The following is an 18,197-nucleotide window of genomic DNA, read 5'->3' on the forward strand; positions in this document are numbered from 1 at the left end:
ATCTCGATCCGTCCGGTGAAGGCACTTCGTGTGTCCGCTTGGACGCCTTGCGCAGCTTGTCCAAGGTGGGCTGGAACTCGTGGGCGGCCTTCGCGATGGCGGGTCGTCTCGTCCTGTCGGCCAGGTGTCCGGCAGAGATCAGCATCTGGAGCTTGATCTCACCCTTGGTCCTGATGACCTCGATCCGATGTCGGTGGGGGCCTGCGGCGCGGGCTGCTGCCCGCAGGCCGGCCCCGACCCTTCCCCAGGCGCGGAAGGGTCGGGGCCCTATCCCGCCGGTCGAACGCGAGCGACACTCGTCACACCCTGAGCGAACCGGTCCTGGATGCGGGCGTTGGACTCCGTGGTGGCCACGGGGCCGTGCGACGACCCGTGGCGTCCTGCGTGGCCGAACTCATCCGATGACCTGTGTGTCAGTAGCGGTAGTGGTCCGGCTTGTACGGGCCCTCCACCGGGACCCCGATGTACGACGCCTGCTCGGGCCGGAGCGTCGTCAGGCGGACGCCCAGCGCGTCCAGGTGGAGGCGGGCGACCTTCTCGTCCAGGTGCTTCGGCAGCACGTACACGTCGGTCGGGTACTCCTCGGTCTTCGTGAAGAGTTCGATCTGCGCGAGCGTCTGGTCCGCGAAGGAGTTCGACATCACGAAGGACGGGTGACCGGTCGCGTTGCCCAGGTTGAGGAGCCGGCCCTCGGACAGCACGATGACGACCTTGCCGTCCTCGAACGTCCACGTGTGGACCTGCGGCTTCACCTCGTCCTTCACGATCCCGGGGATCCGCGCGAGGCCGGCCATGTCGATCTCGTTGTCGAAGTGGCCGATGTTGCCCACGATCGCCTGGTGCTTCATCCGGGCGATGTCGGACGCCATGATGATGTCCTTGTTGCCCGTGGTCGTGATGAAGATGTCGGCCGTCTCCACCACGTCCTCCAGGGTCGCGACCTGGTAGCCGTCCATCGCCGCCTGGAGCGCGCAGATCGGATCGATCTCGGTGACGATGACGCGGGCGCCCTGGCCCCGCAGCGACTCCGCCGACCCCTTGCCGACATCGCCGTAGCCGCAGACCACGGCCGTCTTGCCGCCGATCAGGACGTCCGTCGCCCGGTTGATGCCGTCGATCAGCGAGTGGCGACAGCCGTACTTGTTGTCGAACTTCGACTTCGTCACGGCGTCGTTCACGTTGATCGCCGGGAAGAGGAGCTCCCCCTCGCGGTGCATCTCGTACAGACGGTGGACACCCGTCGTGGTCTCCTCCGTCACCCCACGGATCGACGCGGCCATCGCCGACCAGTCCAGGGCCGTGTTCTCCAGGAGAGCACGCACGACGGCCATCTCCTCGTTCGACGCCTCCGGAAGCGCGCCGGTCTTCTGGTACTCCACACCCTTGTGGACCAGCAGCGTCGCGTCACCGCCGTCGTCCAGGATCATGTTGGGACCGTCGGCGCCGGGCCAGGTCAGGGCCTGCTCCGTGCACCACCAGTACTCCTCCAGGGTCTCGCCCTTCCAGGCGAAGACCGGGATCCCGGCGGCGGCGACCGCGGCCGCCGCATGGTCCTGCGTCGAGTAGATGTTGCAGGACACCCAGCGGACCTCGGCGCCGAGCGCCACCAGCGTCTCGATGAGCACGGCCGTCTGCACCGTCATGTGCAGCGAGCCGGTGATCCGCGCACCCGCCAGCGGCTGCGCCTCCGCGTACTCGCGGCGGATCGACATCAGGCCCGGCATCTCGTGCTCGGCGAGGGTGATCTCCTTGCGTCCGAAGGCGGCCAGCGAGATGTCGGCGACCTTGAAGTCCGTGAAATCAGTGGGCGGCTGCGAGCTCATGTGTTTCTCCGTAGATGGTGGGGTGCGGGCCGAGGACGTTGGCATGGATGTCCAGGGCGGCGGTCGAACGGTTGAGGGTGATGTAGTGGAGGCCGGGGGCGCCCTCGGCGAGGAGGCGACAGCTCATGTCCGTCGCGTGCTCGACGCCGATCCGGTACGAGACATCGCGGTTGTCACGCGCGGCGTCCAGTCGCCGGGCGAGCGCCTCGGGGAAGGACGCGTTGGACAGCTCGGCGAAGCGCCGGATCTGGCGCACGTCGGTCGCGGGCATGATCTCCGGGATGATCGGGGTGTCGCAGCCGGCGGCGGCGACCCGGTCCCGGAGGCGCAGGTAGTCCTCGGGGTCGAAGAACATCTGCGTGATGGCGTAATCGGCGCCCGCCCGGCACTTGGCGACGAAGTGGCGGATGTCGGTCTCCCAGTCCGGCGAGCGAGGATGCCGCTCCGGAAAGGCCGCGACACCGACGCTGAAATCGCCCAACCGGCGGATCAGCCGCACCAGTTCGTCCGCGTGGGAGAAGCCGTCCGGGTGCGGGGTCCACGGGCCGCGCGGATCGCCCGGCGGGTCTCCGCGCAGGGCGAGCACGTCACGGATGCCGGCGTCGGCGTACTGGCCGATGATCCGGCGGAGTTCGGCCGCGGAGTGGTCGACGGCGGTGAGGTGGGCGACGGGCCGCAGGGTCGTCTCGGCGGCGATGCGCTTGGTGACCGCGACGGTGCTGTCGCGGGAGGAGCCACCGGCGCCGTACGTCACGGAGACGAAGGCCGGCGACAGCGCTTCCACACGCCGGATGGCGTCCCACAGGGTCTGCTCGCCCTTCGGGGTCTTCGGCGGGAAGAACTCGAAGGAGAAGGAGCGTCTCCCGCTCGCCAGAACCTCGCGCAACGTGTTCAACTCCGGCCTCCCGCATTGAAGTAGCTCGCCTCGGGGTGGTGGAGGACGATGGCGTCGGTGGACTGTTCGGGGTGGAGCTGGAACTCCTCGGAGAGGTGGACGCCGATCCGCTCGGGGCGGAGCAGCGCGGCGATCTTCGCCCGGTCCTCCAGATCGGGGCAGGCCGGGTAGCCGAGCGAGTAGCGGCAGCCCTGGTACTCCGTACGGAACACGCCGGCCATGGAGACGGGGTCGGCGCCCGCGATGCCCCACTCGGCGCGGACGCGGGCGTGCCAGTACTCGGCGAGGGCCTCGGCCAGCTGGACGGAGAGGCCGTGCAGCTCCAGGTAGTCGCGGTAGGAGTCGGACGCGAAGAGCTCGGCCGTGGCCTCGCCGATCTTCGAGCCGACGGTGACGACCTGGAGGCCGACGACGTCGGTCTCGCCGGACTCCTCCGGGCGGAAGAAGTCCGCGAGGCACAACCGCCGGCCGCGCCGCTGGCGCGGGAAGGAGAACCGGGTCAGCTCCAGACCGTCCTCGTCCAGGACGAGCAGGTCGTCGCCCTTGGAGACGCAGCGGAAGTAGCCGTGCACGACGGCCGCTTCGAGCAGCCCGTCCGTGTGCAGCCGGTCCAGCCAGCCGCGCAGCCGCGGCCTGCCCTCCGATTCGATCGTCTCCTTGTCCTTGAGGCCCCACTGGCCCTTGAAGAGGGCGTCCTCGTCGAGCCAGGACGCGTAGTCCTTCAGCGGGATGCCCTTGACGACCCGGGTGCCCCAGAAGGGCGGGGTCGGCACCGGGTTGTCGGTGGCCGTGTCGGAGCGGCCGCCGGGCTCCGGCTCGGCGACCAGGAGGGGAGCGTTGCGGTGGGGTACGCGGCGCTGCTTCAGCTCCGGCAGTACGGCTCCGGGGACGCCGCGCTTGACGCCCATGAGGGCGTCCATCAGGCGCAGGCCCTCGAAGGCGTCGCGGGCGTAGCGGACCTCGCCCTGGTAGATCTCGTGGAGGTCCTGTTCGACGTACGCCCTGGTCAGGGCGGCGCCGCCGAGGATCACGGGGAACTTCGCGGCGAGGCCCCGGCCGTTCAGCTCCTCCAGGTTCTCCTTCATGATCACGGTCGACTTCACCAGCAGGCCGGACATGCCGATGACGTCGGCGTTGTGCTCCTCGGCGGCTTCCAGGATCGCGGAGACCGGCTGCTTGATGCCGATGTTGACGACGTTGTAGCCGTTGTTGGAGAGGATGATGTCGACGAGGTTCTTGCCGATGTCGTGGACGTCACCACGGACGGTGGCGAGGACGATCGTGCCCTTGCCCTCGGCGTCCGACTTCTCCATGTGCGGTTCGAGGTGGGCGACGGCCGTCTTCATGACCTCGGCGGACTGGAGCACGAACGGCAGCTGCATCTGGCCCGAGCCGAACAGCTCGCCCACCGTCTTCATGCCGTCGAGGAGCACGTCGTTGACGATCTCCAGGGCCGGGCGCTCGGACAGGGCGGAGTCGAGGTCCGCCTCCAGGCCGTTCTTCTCGCCGTCGACGATCCGCCGCTTGAGCCGCTCGTCGAGCGGCAGGGCGAGGAGCTCCTCGGTCTTGCCGGCCTTCATCGACTTGGTGGTGGCGCCCTCGAAGAGGGCCATCAGCTTCTGCAGCGGGTCATAGCCCTCGGCGCGGCGGTCGTAGATCAGGTCGAGGGCGGTGGTGACCTGCTCCTCGTCGAAGCGCGCGATGGGCAGGATCTTCGAGGCGTGGACGATCGCCGAGTCCAGGCCCGCCTTCACACACTCGTCGAGGAAGACCGAGTTCAGGAGGATGCGGGCGGCCGGATTGAGGCCGAAGGAGATGTTGGACAGACCCAGCGTGGTCTGCACCTCCGGCCGGCGGCGCTTCAGCTCGCGGATCGCCTCGATCGTCGCGATGCCGTCCTTCCGCGACTCCTCCTGACCCGTGCAGATCGTGAAGGTCAGGGTGTCGATGAGGATGTCCGACTCATGGATCCCCCAGTTGCCCGTGAGGTCCTCGATGAGCCGCTCGGCGATCGCGACCTTCGCCTCGACCGTCCTGGCCTGACCCTCCTCGTCGATGGTCAGAGCGATCAGCGCCGCACCGTGCTCCTGAGCCAGACGGGTGACCTTCGCGAAGCGGGACTCGGGCCCGTCGCCGTCCTCGTAGTTGACCGAGTTGATGACCGCACGACCGCCCAGCTTCTCCAGACCCGCCCGCAGGACGTCCACCTCGGTGGAGTCCAGAACGATCGGCAGGGTGGAGGCGGTGGCGAAGCGGCCGGCGAGCTCCCGCATGTCGGCGACACCGTCACGGCCCACGTAGTCCACGCACAGATCGAGCATGTGCGCGCCCTCACGGATCTGGTCCCGCGCCATCTCCACACAGTCGTCCCAACGAGCCTCCAGCATCGCCTCACGGAACTTCTTCGAACCGTTGGCGTTGGTCCGCTCACCGATCGCCATGTACGCGGTGTCCTGCCGGAACGGCACCGTCTGATAGAGCGACGCGGCACCCGCCTCGGGGCGCGGCTCACGGACCGGAGGCGTCAGTCCACGTACCCGCTCGACGACCTGACGCAGGTGCTCCGGGGTCGTACCGCAGCAGCCGCCGACCAAGGACACGCCGTAGTCGCGGACGAACGCCTCCAGCGCGTCGGCCAGTTCGGCCGGCGACAACGGATAGTGCGCTCCCCCCGACGTCAGCACCGGCAGGCCCGCGTTCGGCATCACCGAGACGGGGATACGGGCATGCCGCGACAGGTGACGCAGGTGCTCCGTCATCTCCGCCGGGCCCGTGGCGCAGTTCAGGCCGATCATGTCGATGCCCAGCGGCTCCAGGGCCGTCAGCGCCGCCCCGATCTCCGAACCGAGCAGCATCGTCCCCGTCGTCTCGACCGTGACCGAGCAGATCAGCGGGACGTCGACGCCGAGCCTGTCGAGAGCACGACGGGCACCGACGACCGACGCCTTGGTCTGCAGCAGATCCTGGGTGGTCTCCACCAGCAGCGCGTCCGCACCGCCGGTGAGCAGGCCCTCCGCGTTCTGCTGGTAGGCATCGCGCAGCACGTCGTACGTGACGTGGCCCAGGGTCGGCAGCTTGGTGCCGGGGCCCATCGAGCCCAGCACCCAGCGCTGCCGCCCCGTACGCGCCGTGAACGCGTCCGCGGCCTCACGCGCGATCCGCGCGCCCGCCTCCGACAACTCGTACACGCGCTCGGGGATGTCGTACTCGCCGAGCGCGGCGAAGTTGGCCCCGAAGGTGTTGGTCTCCACGCAGTCGACGCCCGCCGAGAAGTACTCCTCGTGCACCGAGCGGACGATGTCCGGCCGGGTGATGTTGAGGATCTCGTTGCAGCCCTCCAGCTGCTGGAAGTCCTCCAGCGTCGGGTCCTGCGCCTGGAGCATCGTGCCCATCGCTCCGTCGGCCACCACGACGCGGGTGGCGAGTGCCTCGCGGAGCGCCGCCGCTCTGGTTCCGCGTTCTCCGCTCACAGCGCCCTCGACAGGTGTTCCGCCATGCCGTCCGCCGCCGCCGGACCGTACGTCTCGGCCAGCCGGAACAGCAGATCGTCCCGCTCCGGCTCGTACTCCTGCGTCCCGACCGTCTCCAGAGCGGTCGTGGCGAGCGCACTGCCCAGCTGGGCCGCTCGCTCGACGTCCGTTCCCCAGGCCATCCCCGCGAGGAAGCCGGCACGGAAGGCGTCGCCGACGCCCGTCGGGTCGGCGACCGTCGCCGCCGGGACGGCCGGGACCTCGAGGGTGCGGGAGCCGGCGCGCCGGACGCGGGAGCCGGCGGCGCCGAGTGTCGTGATCCAGAGGCGGGTTCGCCCCAGGACCTGCTGCTCGGTCCAGCCACTGCGCTCCTGGAGGAGCACGGACTCGTACTCGTTGGTGAAGAGCATGTCGGAGTGGTCGATCAGTGCGCGGACCTCGTCGCGTTCGAGGCGGGCGAGCTGCTGGGACGGGTCGGCGGCCAGGCCTATCCCCAGCTCACGGCACTCGGCCGTGTGGCGCAGCATCGCCTCCGGGTCGTTCGGGGACACGAGCACCAGGTCCAGTCCCCCGGCCCGGGCCGCGATCGGGGCGAGGGAGATGGTGCGCGCCTCCGTCATCGCACCCGCGTAGAAGGTCGCGATCTGGTTCTGGTCCGCGTCCGTGGTGCAGACGAATCGCGCCGTGTGCCGTTCCGCGGAGACGTGTACGGAGTCGGTGTCCACCCCGTGGTCCTTGAGCCGGACCCGGTACGGCTCGAAGTCGTCGCCCACCGCGCCGACCAGGACCGGGGACAGGCCCAGGCGTCCCAGCCCGAAGGCGATGTTGGCGGCGACGCCCCCTCGGCGGATGTCGAGGCGGTCGGCCAGGAAGGACAGCGAGACGTGTTCCAGCCGGTCGGCCACGAGCTGGTCCGCGAACCGGCCGGGGAAGACCATCAGATGGTCGGTGGCGATGGATCCGGTGACGGCGATGCGCACGCTCTACACCCCCGCGGCCTTCTTCAGGGCGTCGACACGGTCCGTGCGCTCCCAGGTGAACTCGGGCAGCTCGCGCCCGAAGTGGCCGTAGGCGGCCGTGCGGGAGTAGACGGGCCGCTTCAGGTCCAGGTCCCGGATGATCGCGGCCGGCCTCAGGTCGAAGGTCTCGCTGATGGCCTGCTCGATCCGCTCCTGGGCGACGGTGCCGGTGCCGAAGGTCTCGACGAAGAGGCCGACCGGTTCGGCCTTGCCGATCGCGTACGCGACCTGGACCTCGCAGCGCTGGGCGAGACCGGCGGCGACGACGTTCTTGGCGACCCAGCGCATGGCGTAGGCGGCGGAGCGGTCGACCTTGGACGGGTCCTTGCCGGAGAAGGCGCCGCCGCCGTGGCGGGCCATGCCGCCGTAGGTGTCGATGATGATCTTGCGGCCGGTGAGTCCGGCGTCGCCCATCGGGCCGCCGACCTCGAAGCGGCCGGTCGGGTTGACCAGGAGCCGGTAGCCCTCCGTCTCCAGCTTGATGCCGTCCTCGGCGAGCTGCGTCAGGACGTGCTCGACGACGTGTTCCCTGATGTCCGGGGTCAGGAGGGCGTCGAGGTCGATGTCGGCGGCGTGCTGCGAGGAGACCACCACCGTGTCCAGGCGCACGGGCCGGCTGCCCGCGTACTCGATGGTGACCTGGGTCTTGCCGTCGGGGCGCAGGTAGGGGACGGTCCCGTTCTTGCGGACCTCGGACAGCCGGTGCGACAGCCGATGGGCCAGTTCGATCGGCAGCGGCATCAGGGTGGGCGTCTCGTCCGAGGCGTAGCCGAACATCAGGCCCTGGTCGCCCGCGCCCTGCGCGTCCAACGCGTCGGCCGCGCCTTCCACCCGGGACTCGTACGCCGTGTCGACGCCCTGCGCGATGTCCGGGGACTGGGCGCCGATGGACACCGACACGCCGCAGGAGGCGCCGTCGAAGCCCTTCGCGGAGGAGTCGTAGCCGATGTCGAGGATGGTCTCGCGCACCAGCTGGGCTATGGGCGCGTACGCGGTGGTGGTGACCTCGCCGGCGATGTGGACCTGACCGGTCGTGATCAGGGTTTCCACCGCCACACGGGAGGCCGGGTCCTGGGCGAGCAAGGCGTCGAGGATCCGGTCGCTGATCTGGTCGGCGATCTTGTCGGGATGCCCCTCGGTCACGGACTCCGAGGTGAACAGGCGGCGGGACATGGAGGTTTCTTCTCCTCTGGTGGTGTGCAAGAAGGTGGTCGGGCTGCGATCAGGCGGTCGTCAGTCGCTTCCGCCCTCGCGGCGTGCGGCGGTCCAGGAGCCCGGGGACCGGTAGGTCCGGTCGAGCCCCCAGGTCGGGGCCGGGAGGACGGGATCTCCCGGTGTCGCGGGGTTGGCGGGCTTCCTCGCACGGAGTACGGCGAGCACGGCCAGGGTGGCGGCGGCGATGTGCTCGTCGTCGGGCCGGCCCCGGACGAAGCGGAGCACGTGGGCCTGCTCCCGCGGGGTCATGGCCGTGCCGATCGCGTCCGTCATGCGCGTGCCGGTCGCGGCTGTCATGAGGCCCAGGCCAGGGGCGCGGGCTCGGGGTGGTCGCGGGTGTCGTCGGTGGCGGTCCACAGTTCGGGGGTGTCGGTCAGGGAGTGGAGCACGCGGGCCAGGGCCAGGGTGGCGAGGGTGCCGCGCGGGACCATGAGGCCGTCACCGCACGGGGAGCCGTCGACGTCCAGGAGGGAGAGCACCCCTGCGGGCTTCGTCTCCGTCACCGTCTCGGTGAGGACCCGGCCGAGCGTCTCGTCGTCCGCCGCATCCGTGAGGTCCACACTCCGTACGGTCACCCGCGTTCCCTGGGCGGCCAGGGCGTCGACGGCCTCCGTCACGAAGGGGTCGCGGGTGAATCCGGCGGGTACGAGGGCGAGCCAGGCGCCGGTCGCGGCGCCGGTGGCCGGCTCCACCGCCCGCCAGTTCAGCACCGTACGCTCGGTGGCGGCGCGTTCCGGCGCCCCGAGCCAGTAGCGGTGACGCTGGAACGCGTACGTGGGCAGGTCGACGGACGCGGTGCCGGCGGGGATCCCCACCCCGGACCAGTCCACGGGAGAGCCGTGCACGTAGGCCTGGGCGAGCCCGTCGAGCAGGGACGGTGCGCCGAGCAGGTCCACGAGGACCGCGTAACCGTCGTCGCCCTGGTCCGGAGCCCGGGTGTCGTCCTGGTCCGTGGACCGGAACCAGAGCCAGGACGGCTGGCCCGCGTCGTGCTTCTCCCCCAGCGCGGCGCAGCGTGCGGCGCCGTCGAGGTTCAGGGCCCCCGCGAGGTGGACGGCGGTGGCCTCGTGCACGGGGTGCCCGACGAAGGCGTCCATCCGTGTGCCGAGCGCCCGGCACATGCGGACCAGGGCCACGGTCACCGCGAAGAGGGCGCAGCGGAAGGTCTGCTCGTCGGCCGGCCGGCCGGCGCCGGCCGGGTCGAGGACGGTGTCGAGCACGGGTACGGAGGTGTAAGGGGTCAGCGCCCGGGCGCAGACCTCGAGGTTCTCCCTGAAGACCGGTGAGGTGTGGGCGAGTTCGCGGGCCGCATCGCGCCACGGGCCGTCCGGGTCGGGCAGGACGTATCCGATGCGCTCGTCGCTGTGGACGCCGAGGGTCACGTACGGGGAGGGCTCACCGGCGGCGAGGGCGCGCAGCCCTGCCTCCAGCTCGTCCCGGTCGCCGCCGATCACCACGGCGCGGTGGGTCAGGGCGGCGCGGGTGGTCGCCAGGGCCTGGCCGAGGGCCGCGCAGGAGAGGTCCGGGTGAGCGGCGCCGAAGGCGAGGAGCCGCTCGGCCTGACCGCGCAGTGCGGCCTCGCCCCGGGCGGATACCGGCCAGACGAAGGACGGGGACGTGAGGACCGGGGTCCGCGTGGCGGCGGGGTCGGCCGCCTCGGGCTCCGGCCGCGACGCGGTCTCCGACGGGGCCTGTTCGAGGATGACGTGCGCGTTGGTGCCGCTGATGCCGAAGGAGGAGACCGCGGCGCGGCGGGCGCGCCCGGTCTCGGGCCAGTCCACGCCCTCGGTCACCAGGCGCACCGCGCCGGCAGACCAGTCCACATGCGGAGTCGGCTCGTCCACGTGCAGCGTCCGTGGGACCACGCCCTCACGCAGGGCCATCACCATCTTGATGACCCCGCCGACCCCGGCGGCGGCCTGCGTGTGCCCGATGTTCGACTTCAGCGAGCCGAGCAGCAGAGGCCGGTCCTCCGGCCGGTTCCGCCCGTACGTGGCGAGGAGGGCCTGCGCCTCGATCGGGTCGCCGAGCCGGGTGCCCGTGCCGTGCGCCTCCACCACGTCCACGTCCGCCGTCGTCAGACCCGCGCGCTCCAGGGCCTGCCGGACCACCTTCTGCTGGGAGAGGCCGTTGGGGGCGGTCAGGCCGTTGCTGGCGCCGTCCTGGTTGACGGCGGAGCCGCGGACGACACCGAGCACGCGGCGCCCGTTGCGCAGCGCGTCCGAAAGGCGTTCCAGGACGAGCAGGCCCACGCCTTCGCCCCAGCCCGTGCCGTCGGCGGCCGCGGCGAAGGCCTTGCACCGGCCGTCCGGGGCCATGCCGCGCTGACGCGAGAACTCGACGAAGACGCCGGGGGTGGCCAGGACGGTGACCCCGCCGGCGAGCGCCAGATCGGTCTCTCCGGTCCGCAGCGACTGGACGGCCATGTGCAGGCCCACCAGGGAGGAGGAGCAGGCGGTGTCCACGGTGACGGCCGGTCCCTCGAGGCCCAGGACGTAGGAGATCCGGCCCGAGACGACGCTGGAGGTGGTGCCGGTGAGCAGATGGCCGTCGGCGCCCTCCCACGGCTGGTGCAGCGGCGGTCCGTAGTCCTGGGCGATGGCGCCGACGTACACGCCGGTGCTGGTGCCGCGCAGGGAGAGCGGGTCGATGCCGGACCGCTCCAGGGCCTCCCAGGAGGTCTCCAGGAGCAGCCGCTGCTGCGGGTCCATCGCGACCGCCTCACGCGGCGAGATCCCGAAGAACTCGGCGTCGAAGTCCCCGGCGTCGTGCAGGAACCCGCCTTCGTACGCGTACGAGGTGCCGTGGCGGTCCGGGTCGGGGTCGTACAGCTCCTCCGTGTCCCAGCCGCGGTCGCCGGGGAGTTCGGTCAGCACGTCGCGGCCTTCGGCGACCAGCTCCCAGAGCGCCTCCGGGGAGGTCGCGCCGCCGGGATAGCGGCAGGCCATGCCGACGATCGCGACCGGCTCGCTGCGGCGGTCCTCCTCGGCCTTCAACCGCCGCTTGGTCTCGCGCAGTTCGGTCGTGGCCCTGCGCAGGTACTCGCGCAGCTTGTCTTCGTTGCTCGGGTTGCTCGGGTTGCTCGCGTCGTTCACGCTGCTCGCATTGCTCTCGTGCCCCATCGGACCGTCAGCCTTCCTCAGTTCCGGAAAAGATCGAGTTCGTCTTCGAGGGCCGCGAAGAGCTCCTCGTCCGTCGCCGTGCTCAGGTCGTCGCCTCCCGTGTCGGAGCCGTCCTGGTCGCCGCCCTCGTGGTCCCAGCGCTGGAGCAGGGCACGCAGCCGGGTGCCGACGCCCTGGCGTGCGGCGGCGTCGGGCGCCGTGGCGAGCAGTGCCTCGAACCCCGCTTCCAGGCGGCGCAGTTCGGCCTCGTCGATGCCGCCGGCGGCCGTCATGGCGTCCGGCGTGTCGCCGGTGACGAGTTCGCCGTACAGGAAGTCGGCGATGGCGGCCGGCGTGGGGTGGTCGAAGACGAGCGTCGCGGGCAGTCGCAGTCCCGTCGCCGTCTTGAGCCGGTTGCGCAGCTCGACCGAGGTGAGCGAGTCCGAACCGAGCTCCTTGAAGGCCCGGTTCGGGCCGATCGCAGCCGGCGAGGACTCACCGAGCACGACCGCCGCGTGCTCGCGGACGAGGTCCAGAAGGACCCTTCGGCGCTCGGCCTCGGGCAAGGGTGCCAGGCGGTCGGCGAGCGAGCCGACACCGGCGGCGGAGCCGGCCTGGGCACGTCGCCGCACCGGCCTGCGGACCAGCGAGCGCAGCAGGGCCGGGGTGTCGGCCCCCGAGGCGGTGAGGCCCGGAATGTCGAGCCGGACGGGGGCCAGGGCGGGCCTGGCCGCGACCAGGGCGGCGTCGAGATTCGCCAGCGCCTCGGCGGTCGGCATGGCGGCGACGCCGGTGCGGGCGAGCCTGCGCAGGTCCTTGTCGTCGAGGGTTCCGGTCAGGGCGCTGGTCTGCTCCCACAGGCCCCAGGCGAGGGACACGGCGGGCAGCCCCTGGGCCCGGCGCTGGTGGGCGAGGGCGTCCAGGAAGGCGTTGGCGGCGGCGTAGTTGGCCTGACCGGCCGTGCCGAGGGTGCCCGCGGCCGAGGAGAAGAGCACGAACGCCGCCAGGTCGAGGTCGCGGGTCAGCTCGTGCAGGTGCCAGGCGGCGTCCGCCTTCGGCCGCAGCACCCGGTCCACCTGGTTCGGGGTGAGCTGGTCGACGGCGGTGTCGTCGAGGGTGCCCGCGGCGTGGACGACGGCGGTCAGCGGATGGCCGGGGTCGATGTCCGCGAGCACCGCCTGGAGCGCGGTGCGGTCGGCGGCGTCGCAGGCCACGATCGTCGTACGGGCTCCCGTCTCGGCCAGTGCGGCGACGAGCTCGTCGGCGCCGGGGGCCGCCGCGCCCTGACGGCTGGTCAGGACGAGGTGTCGTATGCCGTGTGCGGTGGCCAGGTGGCGGGCGACCAGGCCGCCCAGGGTGCCGGTGCCGCCCGTGATGAGCACGGTGCCGTTCGGATCGAGCGGGCGGGGCACGCCGAGCACCAGCTTGCCGGTGTGGCGGGCCTGGGACATGTGGCGGAAGACGGCGGGCGCGTGCCGCACGTCCCAGGTCATGGCGGGCAGCGCGGTGAGGGTGCCGTCCGCGAAGCGGGCGAGGACCTCGGCCAGCATGTCCCGGACCCGGTCGGGGGCGACCAGGTTCAGGTCGTACGCGTGGTAGGCGGCGCCCGCGTACTCGTCGGCGACCCGCCGGGGATCGCGGATGTCCGTCTTGCCCATCTCGATGAGCCGGCCGCCGGGGGCGAGCAGCCGCAGGGAGGCGTCGACGAAGTCGCCGGCCAGGGAGCCGAGGACGACGTCCACGCCGCGTCCGCCGGTGGCCTCCCTGATCCGCCGCTCGAAGTCGAGGGTGCGGGAGTCGCAGATGTGGTCGTCGTCCAGGCCGGCCCCGCGCAGCGTGTCCCACTTGCCCTGGCTCGCGGTCGCGTAGACCTCCGCGCCGAGGTGGCGGGCCAGTTGGACGGCCGCCATGCCGACGCCGCCGGCCGCCGCGTGGATCAGGACGGTGTCGCCGGGGCGGACCGCCGCGAGGTCGACGAGGCCGTAGTACGCGGTGAGGAAGGCGACCGGGACGGCGGCGGCCTGACTGAAGGTCCAGCCCGTGGGGACGGGGGCGACGAGCCGGGCGTCGGCGACGGCGAGCGGGCCGAAGCCGTCGCGGACCAGGCCCATCACACGATCGCCCGCCCGGAGACCGGTCGTGCCGGGGCCGGTCTCGACGACCACGCCGGCGGCTTCGTAGCCGAACTGGTCGCGGTCCTCCTCGATCATGCCGAGGGCGAGGACGACGTCGTGGAAGTTCAGTCCCGCGGCGCGGACGGCGATCCGCACGTGGCCGGGGGCGAGTTCCGCGACGGCCTCCGGCGCGGGGGCGAACGAGAGGTTCTCCAGGCTGCCCTTGCCCTCGGTGACCAGGCGCCAGGCGTCGGTGCCGGCGGGCGTGGGCAGGACCGGGTCGGAGTCGGCGCGGACGAGGCGCGGGACGAGGAACCGCCCGGCCCGGACGGCGAGTTCCGGCTCGGTGCGCAGCAGCTCGGGAAGGGCCCGCGAGAGCGGTGCGCGGCTCTCGTCCCGGCCGTCCAGGTCGAGCAGGGCGAAGCGGCCCGGGTGCTCGCGCTGGGCGGAACGGACGAGACCCCACACGGCCGCGCCGACGAGGGTGCGGGGGCACTCGTGCGGGCCGGTGGCCATGGCTCCGGTGGTCGTGAACACCAGGGGGACGTCGGTGAGCCGGTCCTGGGCGAGCCACCCCCGGATCAGGGCGAGGACGGCGTCGAGTTCGTCGCGTACGGCGTCGGCCGGGGTGCCGTCGCCCGCCGGGGTTCCGTCGGTGGCGGAGAGGACGGTGGCGGCGACCGGGGCGAGGACCGCGGCCGGCGGCCGGGCGCCCTCGGCGAGGGCGGCCAGGAGGGCCGGAAGGCCGGTGTGGTGCTCCTCGGGCGAGTCGGCCGCCGCCGGAGCGTGACCGGTGCCGAGGACCGCGATCCGCTGCGGGGAGCCCGCCGTCTCCGGCTGGTCGACCGGGGCCCAGTCGACGAGGTGGAGCGAGCTGCGGGTACCGCCGGCCGCCTGGGTGAGCGCGCCCGGCGCCAGGGCTCGGACGGTCAGCGCGTCGGCGGACAGGACGACGGCTCCGGTGGGGTCCCACGCGGTCAGGGCCACCGTGTCGGCGGCGGAGCGGGCCAGCCGCACCCGGAGCGCGGTGGCGCCCTCGGCGTGGACCCGGACGCCCTGCCAGCCGAAGGGCAGGACGACGTCGTGGGGGCCCTCGTCGTGGGGGCCGCGGACGATCAGCGGGTGGAGCGCCGCGTCGAGCAGGGCGGGATGCAGCGCGAACGCGGCGGCGTCCTCATGGAGGCCGTCGGCGAGCGCCACCTCCCCGTAGAGGTCGTCGCCCAGTCGCCAGGCGGCGGTCAGTCCCTGGAAGGCGGGGCCGTACTCGTATCCGGCGGCGGTGAGGCGGTCGTAGGCGCCGTCGGTGTCGAGGCGTTCGGCACCGTGCGGGGGCCAGACGGCCGGCGCGGGCTCCGTCGTGCCGTCGTCGTCGACGGTGGCCAGCTGTCCGCCCGCGTGGTAGGTCCAGCCCGCGTCGGGCGCGTCCTCGCGCAGGGCGTGGAGGCTGACGGCGCGGCGGCCGTCGCCGTCGGGGGCGGCGACCGTCACCTGGACGCGTACGCCGTCGTGCGGGGGCACCACCAGGGGGACCGCGAGGTCGAGCTCCTCGACGAGCGCGCAGCCGACCCGGTCGCCGGCCTGGACGAGCAGTTCGAGCAGGCCCGTGCCGGGCAGGAGCACCGTGCCGGACACGGCGTGCTCGGCGAGCCAGGGGTGGCTCTGGAGCGACAGCCGGCCGGTGAGCAGGGTGGTGCCGTCCTCCGCGGACTCGACGGCCGCGCCGAGCAGCGGGTGGTCGAGCGGCTCCAGGCCGAGGCCGGCCGCGTCCGCGGCCCGGGGCGGGGCGTCGAGCCAGTACGAGGCGCGCTGGAAGGCGTACGTCGGCAGGTCGGCCGGGGTCCCGTCGTGCGTGCCGAGGACCTCCCGCCAGTCGACGGGCAGGCCGTGCGCGTGGGCGCGGGCCAGCGAGGTGACAAGCCGCACGGACCCGCCGTCGTCGCGGCGCAGGGTCTCCAGGGTGACCGCGGTGCGCTCGGTCGCTTCGGCCATCTCCTGGACGGCGGAGGTGAGCAGGGGGTGGGCGGTCGGTTCGACGAAGACGCGGTGGCCGTCGTCGAACAGGGTCCGCAGTGTGTCGGTGAGGCGGACGGTCCGGCGCAGGTTGCGGTACCAGTAGCCGGCGTCGAGCCCGGCGGTGTCGTACGTCCGGCCGGTGACCGTGGAGTAGAACGGGATCCGCGAGGAGCGCGGGGTCACCGGGGCGAGGGCTTCGAGAAGGGGCTGCTCGATGGCCTCGACGTGCGAGGTGTGCGAGGCGTAGTCGGCGGGGATCCGGCGGGCCCGGACGCCGTCCGCCTCCCATGCGGCGAGCAGTGCGTCGAGGGCCTCGGGCGCACCGGCCACGACGGTCGCCGCGGGGCTGCTGATCGAGGCGACCTCGACCCGGCCGGTGTGGTCCGTCCCGCTGAGGAGCCGCTCGACGGTGTCGGCGGGGAGCATCACCGAGGCCATGGCGCCCGTGCCGGACAGCCGGTCGCGGGTGATGAGGCTGCGCAGGGCCACGATGCGGGCGGCGTCCTCGAGGGTGAGCGCGCCGCAGACGTAGGCGGCGGCGATCTCGCCCTGGGACTGGCCGACGACGGCGGCGGGGCGGATGCCCGCGGCCTGCCACACCTCGGCGAGCGCGACCATCACCGCGAACAGGGCGGGCTGGACGACGTCGACGCGCTCCAGGGGCGGGGCTCCGTCGGCACCGCGCAGCACGTCGGTGAGCGACCAGTCGACGAACGGGGTCAGCGCCGCCTCGCACGCCTCGATGGCGCCGCGGAAGACCGGGGAGGCGTCGAGGAGTTCCCGGGCCATGCCCTCCCACTGGGCTCCCTGGCCGGGGAAGACGAACACGGCACGGCCACCGGTCGCCTCCGCCCGGACCAGGTGCGGCGAGTCCTCGCCCGCGGCGAGGGCGCGCAGTGCCTCTTCGAGCTCGTCCCGGTCGGCGCCGATCGCGACTCCCCGGTGGGAGAGCGCGGCGCGGGTGGTGACGAGCGCCTCGGTGACGGCGGCGGGGTCCGTGCCCGGGTGGTCGGCGGCGAAGCCGAGGAGGCGCCCGGCCTGGCCCCGCAGAGCCTCCTCGCCGCGCGCGGAGACCGGCCAGACGAGGGGCGCGGTGGTGAGGACCGGGGTCCGCGTGGCGGCGGGGTCGGCCGCCTCGGGCTCCGGCCGCGACGCGGTTCCCGACGGGGCCTGTTCGAGGATGACGTGCGCGTTGGTGCCGCTGATGCCGAAGGAGGAGACCGCGGCGCGGCGGGCGCGCCCGGTCTCGGGCCAGTCCACGCCCTCGGTCACCAGGCGCACCGCGCCGGCAGACCAGTCCACGTGAGGGGTGGGCTCGTCCACGTGGAGCGTCCGGGGCACGACGCCCTCGCGCAGGGCCATCACCATCTTGATGACCCCGCCGACGCCGGCGGCGGCCTGGGTGTGCCCGATGTTCGACTTCAGCGAGCCGAGCAGCAGGGGCCGGTCCTGGGGGCGGTCCTGCCCGTAGGTCTCGATGAGGGCGGTCGCCTCGATCGGGTCGCCGAGCGTGGTGCCGGTGCCGTGCGCCTCGACCGCGTCGACCTCGTGCGGCGCCAGGCCCGCGTCGGACAGCGCCTGGCGGATCACCCGCTCCTGGGAGGGGCCGTTGGGGGCGGTGAGGCCGTTGCTGGCGCCGTCCTGGTTGACGGCGGAGCCGCGGACGACCGCGAGCACCTCGTGCCCGTTGCGTATCGCGTCCGACAGCCGTTCCAGGACGAGCATGCCCACGCCCTCGCCCCAGCTGGTGCCGTCGGCCGAGGCCGAGAAGGCCTTGCTGCGGCCGTCGGGGGCGAGGCCGCGCTGGCGGGAGAACTCCAGGAAGATCGTCGGGGTGGGCATGATCGCCGCGCCGCCGGCCAGCGCGAGCCCGCACTCGCCGCGGCGCAGCGACTGGACCGCCATGTGCAGGGTGACCAGGGACGACGAACAGGCCGTGTCGACGGTGACCGCGGGGCCCTCCAGGCCCAGGGTGTAGGCGACGCGGCCGGAGGCCACGCTGGAGGAGCCGCCGGTGATGGCGTAGCCCTCGTACTCCTCCGGCACCTGGCCGAGCCGCGCCGTGTAGTCGTGGTACATGAGTCCGACGAAGACGCCGGCGTCGGTGCCGCGCAGCGCGGTCGGGTCGATGCCGGCCCGCTCCAGGGCCTCCCAGGAGGTCTCCAGGAGCAGCCGCTGCTGCGGGTCCATCGCGACCGCCTCACGCGGCGAGATCCCGAAGAAGGCGGCGTCGAACTCGGCCGCGCCGTGCAGGAAACCTCCTTCGCGCACGTACGACTTGCCCGACTTCCCCGGCTCGGGGTCGTACAGACCGTCCACGTCCCAACCGCGGTCGACGGGGAATCCGCCCATCGCGTCCGTGCCCGTGGCGACGAGCCGCCACAGGTCCTCCGGCGACTCCACACCGCCGGGGAACCGGCACCCCATACCGACCACGGCGATCGGCTCGCTGCTGCGCTCGTCGACCTCCCGCAGTCGCTGCCGGGTGGCGTGGAGGTCGGTCGTGACCTTCTTCAGGTAGTCGCGGAGCTTGTCCTCGTTGGACAT

The 18,197-nt window shown here is 72.6% G+C and carries 8 protein-coding genes; all 8 read right to left on the reverse strand.

The window, feature by feature from the left end:
* Positions 1–413 precede the first annotated feature (413 nt).
* From ahcY to ACN9M0_RS05190, 8 genes are read right to left on the reverse strand one after another with little or no spacing between them, the layout of a single operon-like run.
* Entirely contained in the window at positions 414–1,823 is a 1,410-nt protein-coding gene (gene ahcY, locus ACN9M0_RS05155) for an adenosylhomocysteinase (RefSeq protein ID WP_399699540.1), read from the reverse strand.
* Entirely contained in the window at positions 1,801–2,718 is a 918-nt protein-coding gene (gene metF, locus ACN9M0_RS05160; protein WP_366042927.1) for a methylenetetrahydrofolate reductase [NAD(P)H], read from the reverse strand. The genes ahcY and metF overlap by 23 nt, the downstream gene beginning before the upstream one ends.
* On the reverse strand, positions 2,715–6,188 hold the full coding sequence (gene metH / locus ACN9M0_RS05165; RefSeq protein WP_426403193.1) for a methionine synthase: 3,474 nt from the start codon (positions 6,186–6,188) through the stop codon (positions 2,715–2,717). Before metH ends, metF begins: the two co-directional genes overlap by 4 nt.
* Positions 6,185–7,168, reverse strand: coding sequence for a carbohydrate kinase family protein (locus tag ACN9M0_RS05170; protein WP_366042530.1), 984 nt, complete (start codon positions 7,166–7,168; stop codon positions 6,185–6,187). Before ACN9M0_RS05170 ends, metH begins: the two co-directional genes overlap by 4 nt.
* Positions 7,169–7,171: 3 nt before the next feature.
* A complete protein-coding gene (gene metK, locus ACN9M0_RS05175; protein WP_366042531.1) occupies positions 7,172–8,380 on the reverse strand; it encodes a methionine adenosyltransferase in 1,209 nt (402 codons plus the stop codon).
* Positions 8,381–8,440: 60 nt separating this feature from the next.
* Entirely contained in the window at positions 8,441–8,719 is a 279-nt protein-coding gene (locus tag ACN9M0_RS05180; RefSeq protein ID WP_366042532.1) for an acyl-CoA carboxylase epsilon subunit, read from the reverse strand.
* Positions 8,716–11,517, reverse strand: a complete 2,802-nt coding sequence (locus tag ACN9M0_RS05185; protein ID WP_366042534.1) for a beta-ketoacyl synthase N-terminal-like domain-containing protein — start codon at positions 11,515–11,517, stop codon at positions 8,716–8,718. The genes ACN9M0_RS05180 and ACN9M0_RS05185 overlap by 4 nt, the downstream gene beginning before the upstream one ends.
* Before the next feature lie 44 nt (positions 11,518–11,561).
* Positions 11,562–18,197 carry a type I polyketide synthase gene (locus tag ACN9M0_RS05190; RefSeq protein ID WP_366042535.1) on the reverse strand — a complete coding sequence of 2,212 codons (6,636 nt, stop codon included), beginning with the start codon at positions 18,195–18,197 and terminating at the stop codon, positions 11,562–11,564.

This window comes from Streptomyces sp. R-07, assembly GCF_049913175.1.
GTDB lineage: Bacteria > Actinomycetota > Actinomycetes > Streptomycetales > Streptomycetaceae > Streptomyces.